Consider the following 14,270-nt stretch of genomic DNA (forward strand, 5'->3'; position numbering starts at 1 on the left):
CGTGGATCTTGTCGTCGACGAGGTGGTGCAGCTTCAGGATGTACATGTAGCCGACCGAGACGGGTGCCGGGAACGGGTCGCCGGAGCGTCCGTCGAACAGCAGCGCCTTGCCCGTGGAGTCGATCAGACGCTCGCCGTCGCGGGTGAGGTTCGTCGAGTCGAGCAGACCCGCGATCTCCTCCTCGCGCGCACCGTCGAACACCGGGGTCGCGACCTTGGTGCCGGGCTCGGCCGAGAAGGCCTGGGCTGGGAGCTGCTTGGCCCACGTGGGCTTGCCCTCGACCTTCCAGCCCTGCTGGGCGATCCATCCGAGATGCAGCTCGAGCACCTGGCCGAAGTTCATTCGACCGGGGATGCCGAGCGGGTTGAGGATGACCTGGACCGGCGTGCCGTCCGCGAGGAACGGCATGTCCTCGACGGGGAGGATCTTCGCGATGACGCCCTTGTTCCCGTGGCGTCCGGCGAGCTTGTCGCCCTCGGTGATCTTGCGCTTCTGGGCGATGTAGACCACCACGCGGCGGTTGACGCCCGAGCCGAGCTCGTCGTCGCCGTCCTCGGCGTTGAACTCCTTGACGGCGATGATCGTGCCCTGCTCGCCGTGGGGGACCTTCAGCGACGTGTCGCGGACCTCACGGCTCTTCTCGTTGAAGATCGCGCGGAGCAGGCGCTCCTCGGCCGACAGCTCGGTTTCGCCCTTCGGCGTGACCTTTCCGACGAGGATGTCGCCGGGGCGGACCTCGGCGCCGATGCGGATGATGCCGCGCTCGTCGAGGTCCTTCAGCAGGTCGGGGCTCACGTTCGGGAGATCACGGGTGATCTCCTCCTTGCCGAGCTTCGTGTCGCGAGCGTCGACCTCGTACTCCTCGATGTGGATCGAGGAGAGGGTGTCGTCCTTCACGAGGTCCTGGCTGAGGATGATCGCGTCCTCGAAGTTGTGGCCCTCCCACGTCATGAACGCGACCAGGAGGTTCTTGCCGAGCGCGAGCTCGCCGTTCTCCGTGGCCGGTCCGTCGGCGATGACCTCGCCGACCTCGACGCGGTCGCCCGCGGAGACGACGACGCGCTGGTTGTAGCTCGTGCCCTGGTTGGAGCGGTCGAACTTGCGCAGGAAGTAGTCCTGCGTGCCGCCCTCGTCCAGCTGCACGCTCACCACGTCGGCCGACACCTCGACCACGACACCCGGCTTCTCAGCCGTGACGACGTCACCGGCATCCACTGCGGCGTAGCCCTCCATGCCCGTGCCGACCACCGGCGACTCCGAGCGGAGCAGCGGAACGGCCTGACGCTGCATGTTGGCACCCATGAGGGCGCGGTTCGCATCGTCGTGCTCGAGGAACGGGATGAGCGAGGTCGCAACCGACACCATCTGGCGCGGCGAGACGTCCATGTAGCCGATCTCCTCGGCGTGGAAGAGGTCGACCTCGCCACCCTTGCCGCGACGTGCGAGCACGCGGTCCTGGGCGAACGTGCCGTCGTCCTTCAGCTCGGCGCCGGCCTGGGCGACGATGTAGTCGTCCTCTTCGGAAGCCGTGAGGTAGTCGATCTGCTCGGTGACCTTCTTGTCGGTCACGCGACGGTACGGCGTCTCGATGAAGCCGAACGCGTTGATGCGGGCGAACGATGCGAGCGAGCCGATCAGGCCGATGTTCGGGCCTTCCGGGGTCTCGATCGGGCACATGCGGCCGTAGTGCGACGGGTGGACGTCGCGGACCTCGACGCCGGCGCGCTCACGCGACAGACCGCCGGGGCCCAAGGCCGACAGGCGGCGCTTGTGGGTCAGACCCGCGAGCGGGTTGTTCTGGTCCATGAACTGCGACAGCTGCGATGTTCCGAAGAACTCCTTGATCGCGGCGACGACGGGGCGCACGTTGATCAGGGTCTGCGGCGTGATCGCCTCGATGTCCTGCGTGGTCATGCGCTCGCGGACGACGCGCTCCATGCGCGAGAGCCCGGTGCGCACCTGGTTCTGGATGAGCTCGCCCACCGCGCGGATGCGACGGTTGCCGAAGTTGTCGATGTCGTCGATGTCGAGGCGGATCTCGGCGGGCTTGCCACCGCGGATGCCGTCGAACGTGGCGTCACCGCGGTGCAGGCGCGTCAGGTACTTGATCGTCGCGACGATGTCGGCGACGGTCAAGACCGAGGAGGACAGCGGCTCGTCCAGGCCCAGCTTCTGGTTGATCTTGTAGCGACCGACCTTGGCGAGGTCGTAGCGCTTGGAGTTGAAGTAGAAGTTGTCCAGCAGCGCACGGGCGGCCTCGGCGGCGACCTGCTCGCCCGGACGGAGCTTGCGGTAGATGTCGCGGAGCGCGTCCTCCTTGGTGAGGATCGTGTCCTTCGAGAGGGTCTCTTCGATGGAGTCGAAGCCCGCGAACTCGGCGAGGATGTCTTCGGTGGTCAGGCCCAGGGCCTTGAGGAACACCGTGACCGACTGCTTGCGCTTGCGGTCGATGCGCACGCCCACCTGGTCGCGCTTGTCGATCTCGAACTCGAGCCACGCGCCGCGGCTCGGGATGACGCGGGCCGAGACGATGTCCTTGTCGGAGGTCTTGTCGGGGGTCCTGTCGAAGTAGACGCCCGGCGAGCGCACGAGCTGCGAGACGACGACACGCTCGGTGCCGTTGATGATGAACGTGCCCTTGCCGGTCTGGAGCGGGAAGTCGCCCATGAAGACCGTCTGGGTCTTGATCTCACCGGTCTGGTGGTTCATGAACTCGGCCTCGACGTAGAGCGGGGCGGCGTAGGTCTTACCGCGCTCCTTGCACTCCTCGATGGAGTACTTCTCGGGCTCGAGGTACGGGTTCGTGAACGAGAGCTGCATCGTCTCGCTCAGGTCTTCGATCGGCGAGATCTCCTCGAAGATCTCCTCGAGGCCGCTGATCTCGGGCACGTCGGTGCGGCCGATCTTCTTGGCCTCGGCGACGCGCGTCTTCCACGCGTCATTGCCGACGAGCCAGTCGAAGGATTCGGTCTGCAACGCGAGGAGGTCGGGGACCTCCAGCGTGTCGGAGATCTTCGCAAACGAGAGACGCGATGCGCCTCGGCCGTTCTTGATGTTGTTGGTGGATTGGTTTGCGTTGCGCGCAACAGCCAAGGGGATGACCTCCATGGGCCCAGGGCAGGGCTCGTGTTCCTTGTTCGGCAGGTGGAGTGCTCGTTCAACCCCTCAGCCTTCGCATCACTCGCCGCTTTCGCGGGGGCGCGGAGACTCAGCCGACCACCATATGAGGGCAGGGGGAATCAGGGAGCAAAGAACAACTATACGGCGGATGACGCGCCGTGTCCAGTCGGGTTCTTGACGAGTCTCCGATCCTGCGGTATAACCGCGCGATCGACCCGTAAATCCGCGGAATCCCGCCCTCTCGCCCCGCAATGCACCCTCGATCTTCGGAGTGCACCCTCGGCGAGGGTGCACTCCGAAGATCGAGGGTGCATTGCGGAAAGACCCGTCACGTGCGGGCGTGGCGGAACCGGATGCGCGAACCGGGCCTGAGCTGCGCGAGATCGTCGAGCGCAGCATCCGTCACCACCGCGATCACGGGGTACCCGCCGGTCACCGGGCCGTCGGCGAGCAGGATCGTCGGGCGCCCGCTCGGCGGCACCTGGAGGGCGCCGGGCACCATGCCTTCGCTCGGCAGCTCGCCGGTCGTGGTGCGCGGCAGCTCCGGCCCGTCGAGGCGAAGTCCCACCCGGTCGGCGTGCGCCGTGACGGTCCAGGGCTGCGCGAAGAGGAGGTCGTGGGCGGATGCGGCGAACCAGTCACCTCGCGCGCCCCTGGCGAGGGCGACCTCGAGCTCATCGTCGTGCGGCGGCGTCCACGGCCACGCCTCGGCCACCGGCACCGGCGCGGTCGGCGCGTCGCCGATCGCGAGCGCGTCGCCGGCGCGGAGCGCGGCCGGCCCGAGCCCGGCGAGCAGATCGGTCGAGCGTGAGCCGACCGAGACTGGAGCCTCGATGCCGCCCCGCACCGCGAGGTAGGCCCGGGCGCCGTGGGCGAACCAGTCCACGTGCAGCTCGGCATCCCGCGGCCAGGCGTGGGCCTCGTACGGGTCGACCGGGCGGCCGTCGAGCAGGATCGGCCCCCACGCGCCCGTCACCGCGAACCACGTGTCGCGCGCGGCGATCGCGCGAAATCCGCCCATCGTCACCTCGATCGCGGCGGCCCCCTCGGCGTTGCCGACGAGGCGGTTCGCGGCGCGCAGCGCGCGCCGGTCGAGCGCGCCCGACGGGGCGATCCCGAGCGCGGCGCTGCCTGCGCGCCCCAGGTCCTGGATCGTCGCGAGCAGGCCCGGCTCGACGACGCGGATCGCCCCCTCCGGCGAGACTCGCCGGCCCGTTGCCGTCTCGCGGGAGGGCGAGAGGGGGGTCGAGGTGATCGGGCGGAAGCGCACGCGGGTTCCGGGAGCCAGCCGGACCGGGGATGCCGGGGGCACGGCATCCGCGTCGAAAAGGCGTGCGCCGGTGGTGGCGATCAGGCGCCAGCCGCCCGGAGTCTCGCGGGGGTACGCGCCGGTGAACGCCGACGCGAGGCCGACGGCGCCGCGCGGAACGCGTGTGCGGGGCGTGTCGAGGCGTGGCACCTCGTGCCGCCAGCCGGGGCTGACGAGGTAGCCGAAGCCGGGGGCGAAGCCGGTGAACGCGACCGTCCATTCGGCGGCCGAGTGCTGGGCGATGAGCTCGGCGGGGGTGAGCCCGAGCAGGGCGGCGGTGTCGGCGAGGTCAGGCCCGTCGTAGGACACGTCGAGCTCGACTGTGCTCTCGGGGGTGCCGGCGTGGCCGGCTGGGTCCGCGGGGATCGCAGCGTCTTCGGGAGTAGCCGCGGCGCGCTCGAGCCACGCCCGCGCGGCGGCGAGGGTGAGCGCGGCGCCGTCGACGCGCACGAGCACGGTGCGTGCGGCCGGTACGAGGTCGATAACCCCTTCCGGGCGGGATGCCTCGAGTCTGGCGTGCAGCGCGAGCACCTCGCCGAGCCCGTCGACCTCCGCCAAGAGCGCGCGATCCCCCATCGGCAGCACCCTCATGTGCGGCCGGCCGCTCGGGAGCCCGACCCCATGGAGTTCACCACGGCGCCCTGACGGCCACCCCGTCGGCCTCGAGCGCGGCGCGCACCGCGCGGGCCATCTCGACGGCGGCGGGCGAATCACCGTGCACGCACAGCGATGCGGCGTCGACGGCTACGGGCGACCCGTCGATCGCCTCGACGACGCTGTCTCGGACGAGGCGGACGGCGCGGTCGGCGACGGCGGCCGGGTCGGCCAGCAGCGCGCCGGGTTCGCCTCGCGGCACGAGTCCGCCGCCGGCGAGGTAGCCCCGGTCGAGGAACGCCTCGACGACGAATGGGAGTCCTACGGCTGTCGCCGAGCGCTCGATCGCACCGGGGAGCCCCAGGATCGGCAGCGCCCGCCCCAGGCGGGCGCTGAGGTCGGCGACGGCGGCGGCCACAGCATCCGCCTGAGCCTGGTCGTCCGTGACCGCGTGGTACAGCGCGCCGTGGGGCTTGACATAACGGACGCTCGCCCCGGCCGCGGCGAGCGCGGCGAGCTGCCTGCCGACCTCGGCGCGGAGCTCGGCCGGGTCGGGATGGCGCGGGACGCGGCCGAACTCCGCCCGATCGGCGTAGGACGGGTGCGCGCCGACGGCGACGCCGAACCGGGCGGCGCGGTCGACCGCCGCACGCATCGAGACGGCATCGCCCGCGTGGCCGCCGCAGGCGACACTCGCGCTGGAGATGACCGCGAACATCGCCTCGTCATCGGCCGTGGGCACGCCGTCGATCGTCTCGCTCAGGTCGGCGTTGAGGTCGATGCGCGCCATCACTCCACGGTAGCGCGGCGTGGCCGGCGCGCCGCGTGCACGAACTCCGCCTGGCTGACCCGGCGCCGAGCCGAGAAGCCCCGAATCACGCGGCTCGCCCGGCCCGCACCCGCCGGGTCAGGCGGAGTTGTGACACAGCGCACTACCGTGGAGCCATGGCCCGAGCGCGACACGAGCCGAGTGAACACCCGCAGGTGCGGCTGTCCGATGGCACGCTCGCCCGCATCGTCCCCTCGGGGTTCACAACGGGGTTCGAGCTGGATGTCGACGGCACACCGCAGTCGCACGTAGACCTCGATGATCCGACCCACCTGCACTTCGAGTACGTCGCCCGCATGGGTGCCGTGATCGACAGGCTCCGGATGCCGGGGCAGCCCCTGACCGCGGTGCACCTGGGTGCGGGCGCCCTGACGATTCCGCGGTACATCGAGGCGACCCGGCCGGGCTCGCGCCAGCAGGTGATCGAGCTCGAGCAGGCCCTCGTCGAACTCGTCAAGACGAATCTGCCGCTCCCCCGCGGAGCCGCGATCCGCACCCGCATCGGCGACGCTCGCGAGGGTCTCGGACGACTTCCGGATGCTCTGACCGGCGCCGTCGACCTCCTGGTGTCCGATGTCTACGCCGGATCGCAGACCCCGGCGCATCTGACCACCGTGGAGTTCTACCGCGCCGCCGCCGCGCTCCTGGCCCCCGACGGCGTGCTGCTGGTCAACGTCGCCGACGGGGCGGGGCTCGCGTTCGCCCGGCGGCAGGTCGCGACCGTGCAGACCGTGCTGCCGCATGTCGTCGTGCTCGCCGAGGTGCAGGTGCTGCGGGGCCGGAGGTTCGGCAACCTGGTGGTCGCGGCATCCGCGGCTCCGCTGCCGACCGAGTGGCTGCCGCGGCTCATGGCCGCCGGCCCCCATCCGGCGAAGGTCGCGCAGGGCGCCGAGCTGGACGAGTTCGTGCGGGGGGCGCGGATCGCGACCGACGCAGACTCCACCCCGTCGCCTCGGCCCGCGGCATCCCTGTTCGAGCGCTGAATCCACCTTCGCACCGCGACACTCGGCGTGTGCTCGGGGCACTCGGAGGGGCGCACGGCAGACTGGAGGAGCGAGCCGATTCGCGCGAAGGGAGCAGGCGATGAGCTACATCCGCGGGTACGACCCTGAGACGCTCCGAGAGCTGGTGGACGCACGAGAGTGCAAGGCCCGGCTCGACGAGATCGGCGAGCAGCGGAGCCTCCCCGCCCTGCTCGAGCGCGTCTGGCTGCTCAAGGTGCTGGGGCGGCTGGAAGACGCGCTGGTGATCTCGGAGCAGTCGGTGCGCGTGGCCCGCATGGCCGGCACGCGCAAGGATCTCCTGCGCGCCCGCATCCTGCACGCGTCCGTCGAGCAGCAGCGCGGCGCCTACGCCGTCGCCGAGCAGGAGCTCACCACGTGCGCTGCCGAGGCCGAGGGAAAGGGCTGGTCCGGCATCGCCGCCTTCGCCCTGCAGCACCGCGGCAAGGTCTTCTACGACGCCGGTGACTACGACGCTGCCCGCTCCGACTTCACGCAGGCGCTGTTCTTGCGGCAGGGCTCCGGAGCCCCCGATGGGCAGCTCGAATCGACGCTGCACGCGATCGAGGCCGCGGATCAGCGGCGCGCGCGCGCATCGGTCGCGAGCTGACGCGTTACGCCCGTCTCTTCAGTGTCGTAGATACGTTCTAGTCTCTCCTCCATGTCCGAACTTCACCGCGTGCGTCGCTGGGCCGAGGCTCTCATCGACGTTCACCTGGATGCCTCGTGGTCGTTCGCGTTCGACAATGCCAAGCGTCGCGCGGGCCTGTGCGATTACACCCGCAAGCGGATCAGCGTCTCGCGCTACCTCGCGGCGCGCTACGACGATGACACCAACCACCAGACCCTGCTGCACGAGGTGGCGCACGCCCTCGCCGGCGCGAAGGCGGGCCACGGTGCGAAGTGGAAGTCGGTCGCCGACGAGCTCGGCTACGTCGGCGGCGTGACGCACAACGGCGAGACGGCGATCGAGCTCGCGCCGTGGATCGGCCGGTGCCCCGCCGGTCACCTGGCCTACCGGCACCGCCGGCCGACGCGACCCGCGTCGTGCTCGAAGTGCGCGCCGCACTTCGACGAGCGGTTCCTGTTCGACTGGAGCCGCCGAGAGATCACGCCGGCCACCCGGCTGGCCGCGCTCACCCCGCGCTGAGGCGCGCGCTGCGACGTATGAATGGTGAGGATGCGGCATCCCGTCCCCCTGCCGACGGGGCGGTGCGAGACTGAAGCATGCGCATCCTGCTCAAGTTCGTGATCGACTGCGACGCGGATGCCGCGTGGCGCGCCGTGCACTCCCCCCGCGCCGTCGCCGAGCTGTACGGTCCGCTCCTCGCGATGGCGCCGGTCGAGCCGAGTGGGCTGCCCACGACCTGGGGTCAGGGTTCGGAGGTCGCGGTGAACCTGTCGCTCGCCGGGATCGTGCCGATGGGTCGTCAGCTCATCCACGCGAGCGATCGGTTCGTCGACCCCGATGTGCGGATCTTCCGCGACAGCGGCATCCCGCTCACCGGACCCCTCGCCGCCCTCGACGTCTGGGACCACCAGATGGCGGTGGCGCCGGCGCCCGGCGATCCGACCAAGACCCTGTGGCGCGACCGGCTGGTGATCGGCGGCCGGGCGGCGCCCGCGCTCTGGCCGGTCATGTGGGCCACGTGGCAGTGGCGCGGAGCGCGGATCAGGGCGATGGCGCCGACCTGGGCGTACGACCTGCCCGACGCCGAAGAGCCGCCTGCGTGACCTACTCCGCGAGCGCCGCGATCGGCGCGACGCGGGTCGCCAGGCGGGTCGGCACGACGGCGGCGACCAGCGTCAGGACGGCGGCCGAGACGAGGATCAGCCCCAGGATCGGGAGCGGGATCGCCGGCGCGACGAATGTGCCGAGCGCCGCGGCATCCGGCGACACGCGCACCGAGCCGAGCAGCGACTGAGCTCCGGCCCACCCGTAGGCGATCCCCAGCACGAGCCCGGTGAGCACTGCGGCGACGGTGATGTGCGTCGCCTCCAGTAGCACCATCCGCCGCACCTGGCCCGACGAGAGCCCGAGCGCCCGCAGCAGTCCGAGTTCTCGGCGACGCTGCACGATGCCGAGCGTGAGCAGGTTGACAAGGCCGACGGCGGCGATCACGGCGCTCACCGCGATCAGCGCGGTGACGATGGCGGTGAAGGTGTCCATCGCGGCGCCCATCTCGGGAGGCAGTTCTCCCCCGGCGCTCGCGGCGAGCACCGCCTTCGTCGATTCGAGCGCGACGGCGAACATCGTGATGAGCGTCACTCCGATCACCAGGCCCATCGCCATCCGCGACGAGCGCTCAGGGCTCCGCCGGGCGTTCTCGGCCGCGAGTCGGGCCGGCGCCGAGCGGCCGAGGGCGCGCCCGATGAGGGTCAGCACCGGCGGCATCAGCAGCGTCGAGCCGAGGATCAGCCCCGAGAACGACAGCAGCCCGCCGACGAACGCGATGAGCACTCCGAGCGGCGAGACCAGACCCACGGCGATGCCGAGTGCGAGCAGGGCCGCACCGGCGATGAACACGACGACGGCCACGACGTTGCGGCCCGTGCGTCGCGCGAACGCGGCGTGCGGCTGCTCGATCGCGCCACCCAGCGCCTCCAGCGGGGTGACCGACAGCACACGGCGCGACCCGACCCACGCCGCGAGCCACGTCGTGAGGGCCACCACCGCAGCGGGGATCAGGAGGTCGCCGCGCACCATCGCGTACGACACGTTCTGCACCCCGAGCAGAGGCCCGCCCACAGCGATCAGCACGGCGGCGAGCGCCGTGGCACCCACGAGCCCGAGCATCGCGCCGATCGCCCCGACGATCAGCCCCTGGGTCGCGACCTCGCGGCGCTGCGCACGCGCGGACGCTCCGATCAGCCGCAGGAGGGCGATCCGCCGGGTGCGTCCGGCGACGACGGTCGCGAAGGTGTTCGCGGTCACGATCGCGCCGACATAGACCGCGATGCCGAGGAACACGAACGTCAGGATGCTCAGGGCCAGCGCCATCGTCCCGCTCCCGGCGAGGAACGGGTCGGCGCTGAGGACCGCGCCGATCCAGCCCGTCGCGGTGATGAGCAGGACGCCGAGGGCGCTGGAGAGGGCGGCCACCAGCACGCTGGCGCCCATCCCCCGCTCGCGCAGCCAGGCGAGCGGCGCGGCGGATGCCCGAGGCATCCGTCCGTCCGCGGCTGCCACTACGGCGGTCATGCGGCCACCTCGACCTGCAGCATGTACGCCGAGATCTGCTCAGCGCTCTGACGAGGCTTGTCGGCGACGAGGCGCCCATCGCCGAGGAACAGCACGCGGTCGGCGTAGCTCGCGGCGACGGGATCGTGCGTGACCATCGCGATCGACTGGCCGTGCTCGCGGCTCGCGGCCCGGAGGAGGGTCAGCACTTCGCGTCCCGACCGCGAGTCGAGGTTGCCGGTCGGCTCGTCGGCGAACACGAGATCCGGGGCGGTGGCCAGGGCGCGCGCGATCGCGACGCGCTGCTGCTGGCCACCGCTGAGCTGGTGCGGCCGATGGTTCAGGCGCGGCCCGAGGCCGAGCGTGTCGACGAGCCCGTCGATGCGGGCGCGCTCCAGGGCCGACGGGCGGCGGCCGTCCAGGTCGAACGGCAGGAGGATGTTCGCCCGCGCGTCGAGGGTGGGCACGAGGTTGAACGCCTGGAAGACGAACCCGACGCGCCGGCGGCGCAGGACCGTGAGTTCGAGGTCGCTCAGCCCGGTGATGCGGGTGTCGCCGATCCACGCGGTGCCGGAGGTCGGAGCATCCAATCCCGCCATCACGTGCATGAGGGTCGATTTGCCCGAGCCGGACGGCCCCATGATCGCGGTGAATTCCCCGCGCCGGATGCCGACAGACACGTCATCGAGGGCGCACACGACGCCGTCGCCCCGGCCGTAGGACTTGGTCAGCTGCTGGACGTGGGCCGCCAGGCCCAGGTCGGTGGAGGAGATCTGCATGTCGACGACGCTACGGACGGGCCCACACCCGCCGCGTCGGCCGCGAGGGGCATCCGCGTACATCGCTGGGATGATCCTCGGTCGAGGGTGCATTGCGGAAGCCCTCGCAGTGCACCCTCGACCCCCGCAGTGCACCCTCGACCCTCGCAATGCACCCTCGACCCTCGCAATGCACCCTCGGCGGCGAGGGATACTGCGGCTCAGCCGCAGCTCGCGAGGCCGAGGTCCACCTTGAGCTGCACCACTCGCGTGACCGCGGCATCGACCTTCTCCGCGAACGCGGGGTCGGCCCCCATCGCCGCGACGAGCGAGTCGTGGAACGGGGCGACGGCGGCCGCATCGGCGGTGAGGGCCACGTCTCCGCCGGCGGCGACGAACCGGGTCGCGCGCTGCTCGACGGGCGTGGACGAGACCGCGGCAGCAACCCCGATGTCGTCGCTGATGACGACGCCGTCGAAGCCGAGGCGGCCCCGCAGCAGATCGGTCACGACGGCCGGCGAGAAGACCGCCTCGTTCGCCGGGTCGAACTGCGTGTAGACCGCGCTGCTCATCATGACCAGCTTCGCGTTCGCGCGGATCCCGGCCTCGAACGGCTGGAGGTCGGCCATCGTGGTCTCGGTGTCGGTCGTGCCGTCATCGGTGTCGTCGGTGTTCCCGGTCACCCGTCCGAGCCCTGGGAAGTGCTTGAGCGTGGTGGCGACGCCCGCTTGCGTCATGCCCTGCACGAAGGCCGCGACATGGAATGCGGCGATCGCGGGATCGCCGGAGAACTGACGGTCGTACCCGCCGATGGGCGGATTGGCCGTGCCGAGCTCATCGGGCACGGTGTCGGCGATGGGCGCGAGATTGAGGTTCACCCCCGCGTTCACGAGTTCGCCGCCCCAGCCGCGCACCGACGATTGCAGCGTGGCCGGATCGAGCATCCCCTGCTCGAGTCCGGAGGGCATGTCGGAGAACCCGTCGCCGCGGAGTTGCTGGATCTGCCCGCCCTCCTGATCGGCGGCGATCAGCAGCCCGAGGCCGGTGGCCTCTGGCCCCGACTGCAGCTGGGTCGTAGCAGCCTGCACAACCGGCATCCCTCCGTTCCAGCCGCCCAGCAGCACCACACCGCCGAGCCCGTACTGCGCGATCAGGGGAGCCAGCCCGGCGGGATCGTCGTGAGCGTCGAGCGCGACCATGATGAGCTGCCCGGCCCGGGCTGCGGGCGGCAGGCGCCGCACGATCGTCTCGGCGCAGCTGAGCGTCGGTGCAGGCGTGGGCGCAGACGTGGGCAGCGGAGGAATAGACGTCGTCGCCGCGGAGAGGTCGGTCTCGGGCGCGCAGCCGGCGGCGAGGGCGGCGGCGCACGTGAGCACGGCGACCAGCGTCATCGCGCGCACGACGTGTCGGACCATATCCTCCAACCTACGTCGGTGCGGCCACCGCTCAGGTCAGCCCGTGTTCGAAAGCGAAGACGACCAGCTGCACACGATCGCGCACGCCGAGCTTGGTGAGGATGCGGCTGATGTGGGTCTTCACGGTGGCTTCGGAGAGGAACTCCCGCGCCGCGATCTCGGCGTTGGACAGGCCGCGGGCGGCGAGCGCGAAGATCTCACGCTCACGGTCGGTGAGAGTGGCGTAGACGGCCGGGATCGGGTGGGGCGCGGCATCCGCGAAGTGCGCGAACAGCTCACGGGTGGCGGATGCTGCGATCACGGCCGATCCCGCATGCACCGTGCGGATCGCCGCGAGCAGGAACTCCGGATCGGCGTCCTTGAGCAGGAATCCGCTCGCCCCGCCCCGGATCGCCCGCGCGGCCGCCTCGTCGAGGTCGAACGTGGTGAGCATCACGACCTTGGGCGGGTCGGCGTCCGCGAGTAGTGCGACGGCGGCGGCGAGCCCGTCGAGCACCGGCATCCGGATGTCCATGAGCACGACGTCGGGCCGCGCGCGACGCACGACCTCGACCCCCTGGGCGCCGTCGGCCGCTTCGCCGACGACCTCGAGATCGGGCTGCGAGTCGATGAGCATGCGGATTCCGGCGCGGAACAGCGCCTGATCGTCCACCAGCACCACCCGGATGATGGGCGCCGCTTCGGCCGAGGCGCCCCCGCCGCTCACAGAACGCGCCCGATCGGCAGCGTCGCATGCACGACGAACTCGGCTCCGGCGGTGACAACTCCGGCAGAATCCGCCGAAGCTCCGGCCGATGCGCCGATCTCCGCGGGCGGGGGCGGCACCGCCGCGGTTCCGACCGGAATTGTCACCGCTCGACGGCCCGCACCGCGCTCCACACCCGCAGTGAGTGACCCCCCGACGAGGCTCGCTCGCTCGGTCATGCCGATCAGGCCGTGCCCCGCGCGCGGCGGCCCCGCGCCGACCACGCCGTTGCGCACTCCGAGCTCGACCCGGTCGGGGTGCCAGGCCAGGCGGACGGTGACCCTGCCGCCGTCGCCGTGCCGCATCGCGTTGGTGAGCGCCTCCTGGAGGATCCGGTACACGGCGAGCTGCACGGCTGCCGGCACTTCGCCCGTCGGAGCGGGATCGACGTCGACCTCGAGAGCGACGCCGGCTGCGCGCACCCGGGTGTACAGCCCCTCCAGATCGGTCAGCGTCGGCTGCGGGCCGTCGGCCTGACTGTGCCGCAGCTGCGTGAGCAGCAGCCGCACGTCGGCCAGGGCTGCGCGTGCGGTCGTCGAGATGGTGGCCAGCGCGGCGGTCGCGGCGGGCGGATCGGATGCCGCGGCATACCGTGCCCCGTCAGCCTGAGCGATCACCACCGCGAGCGAATGGGCGACGACGTCGTGCATGTCGCGCGCGATCCGCACGCGCTCCGCCTCGGCGACCGCTTCGGCCTCGGCGCGCTCCTGCGCGGCGAGGTTCTCGCGGGCTCGGGCGGATGCGCGGACCAGGGCGCCCGTCGTCCAGGCGAGCAGCAGTGCGAACGTCGCGGCGACGAGTGTCACGGCAGCGACCGGGACGGCCGCCAGGCCCGTCCCGTCCTGCACGAAAGACGTGCCGAGGAACAGGTACAGCGTGATGACGATCGCGCCGACCAGCGCCGAGGCGAAGCCCGTCCACAACAGCCACCGACGCCCGTAGGCGGCCGTCACATACAGCACCGCGAAGATCGCGACGTTGCTCGGCATCGGGTTGAGCCCGAGCGCCATCTGCACGATCGCGCCCGCCCACGCGATGCCGAGTGCGAGCGCGGGTGAGAGCCGCCGCACGGCGAGCGCGCCGGCCATGAACAGTGAGACGCCGACGCCCCAGATCTCGGGCTGCCCCGCGACCGTCGGGAACATCACGAACCCGGTGATCGCGAAGAACACGACCGCGGCGATCACATCCAGCGTCAGCTGGGGCGGTCGGAGGGCACGGAACACTCCTTCACGGTACGCGGAGCGGGATGCCGGGGCATCCGTCTCGCGATGTATCTGCGCGCTCCCTCTGCAGCTCTAAAGGGCAACGCCCCCT

General features: G+C 71.2%; 12 protein-coding genes. 4 read left to right on the forward strand and 8 right to left on the reverse strand.

Annotated elements, in window-relative coordinates; genetic code table 11:
- The 3 genes from rpoB to pxpA all read right to left on the reverse strand — a co-directional run.
- A partial coding sequence (rpoB, locus tag ACFE6Z_RS15195; protein ID WP_375386607.1) for a DNA-directed RNA polymerase subunit beta occupies positions 1-3,094 on the reverse strand: 3,094 nt, incomplete at its 3' end.
- Between the two features lie 355 nt (positions 3,095-3,449).
- Positions 3,450-5,006, reverse strand: coding sequence for a 5-oxoprolinase/urea amidolyase family protein (locus ACFE6Z_RS15200; protein WP_375386543.1), 1,557 nt, complete (start codon positions 5,004-5,006; stop codon positions 3,450-3,452).
- Positions 5,007-5,058: 52 nt separating this feature from the next.
- A complete protein-coding gene (gene pxpA, locus ACFE6Z_RS15205; protein ID WP_375386544.1) occupies positions 5,059-5,814 on the reverse strand; it encodes a 5-oxoprolinase subunit PxpA in 756 nt (251 codons plus the stop codon).
- A 155-nt stretch (positions 5,815-5,969) separates the two neighbouring features.
- Here pxpA and ACFE6Z_RS15210 point away from each other — a divergent pair, with 155 nt between their 5' ends.
- From ACFE6Z_RS15210 to ACFE6Z_RS15225, 4 genes are all read left to right on the forward strand, one after another.
- Entirely contained in the window at positions 5,970-6,836 is an 867-nt protein-coding gene (locus ACFE6Z_RS15210) for a spermidine synthase (RefSeq protein ID WP_375386545.1), read from the forward strand.
- A gap of 100 nt (positions 6,837-6,936) precedes the next feature.
- Complete coding sequence (locus ACFE6Z_RS15215; protein ID WP_375386546.1) at positions 6,937-7,464, forward strand: hypothetical protein; 528 nt, start codon at positions 6,937-6,939, stop codon at positions 7,462-7,464.
- Positions 7,465-7,515: 51 nt separating this feature from the next.
- Positions 7,516-8,004, forward strand: coding sequence for a SprT-like domain-containing protein (locus ACFE6Z_RS15220; protein WP_375386547.1), 489 nt, complete (start codon positions 7,516-7,518; stop codon positions 8,002-8,004).
- Between the two features lie 77 nt (positions 8,005-8,081).
- Positions 8,082-8,588: a hypothetical protein gene (locus ACFE6Z_RS15225; RefSeq protein ID WP_375386548.1), complete on the forward strand. Its 507-nt coding sequence runs from the start codon at positions 8,082-8,084 to the stop codon at positions 8,586-8,588.
- Position 8,589: 1 nt separating this feature from the next.
- Here the strand turns inward: ACFE6Z_RS15225 and ACFE6Z_RS15230 are convergent, their stop codons facing one another.
- The 5 genes from ACFE6Z_RS15230 to ACFE6Z_RS15250 form a co-directional block, all read right to left on the reverse strand.
- Positions 8,590-10,056, reverse strand: a complete 1,467-nt coding sequence (locus tag ACFE6Z_RS15230; protein ID WP_375386549.1) for an FtsX-like permease family protein — start codon at positions 10,054-10,056, stop codon at positions 8,590-8,592.
- On the reverse strand, positions 10,053-10,814 hold the full coding sequence (locus tag ACFE6Z_RS15235) for an ABC transporter ATP-binding protein (RefSeq protein WP_375386550.1): 762 nt from the start codon (positions 10,812-10,814) through the stop codon (positions 10,053-10,055). The genes ACFE6Z_RS15230 and ACFE6Z_RS15235 overlap by 4 nt, the downstream gene beginning before the upstream one ends.
- A gap of 200 nt (positions 10,815-11,014) precedes the next feature.
- Positions 11,015-12,208 (reverse strand): glycoside hydrolase family 3 N-terminal domain-containing protein, encoded by a 1,194-nt coding sequence (locus ACFE6Z_RS15240; RefSeq protein ID WP_375386551.1) that lies wholly within the window; start codon positions 12,206-12,208, stop codon positions 11,015-11,017.
- 31 nt (positions 12,209-12,239) lie between these two features.
- Positions 12,240-12,878 (reverse strand): response regulator transcription factor, encoded by a 639-nt coding sequence (locus tag ACFE6Z_RS15245; protein WP_375386608.1) that lies wholly within the window; start codon positions 12,876-12,878, stop codon positions 12,240-12,242.
- Positions 12,879-12,910: 32 nt separating this feature from the next.
- Positions 12,911-14,179: a sensor histidine kinase gene (locus ACFE6Z_RS15250; protein WP_375386552.1), complete on the reverse strand. Its 1,269-nt coding sequence runs from the start codon at positions 14,177-14,179 to the stop codon at positions 12,911-12,913.
- Positions 14,180-14,270: the final 91 nt, after the last annotated feature.

This window comes from uncultured Microbacterium sp. (assembly GCF_964244775.1).
GTDB lineage: Bacteria > Actinomycetota > Actinomycetes > Actinomycetales > Microbacteriaceae > Microbacterium.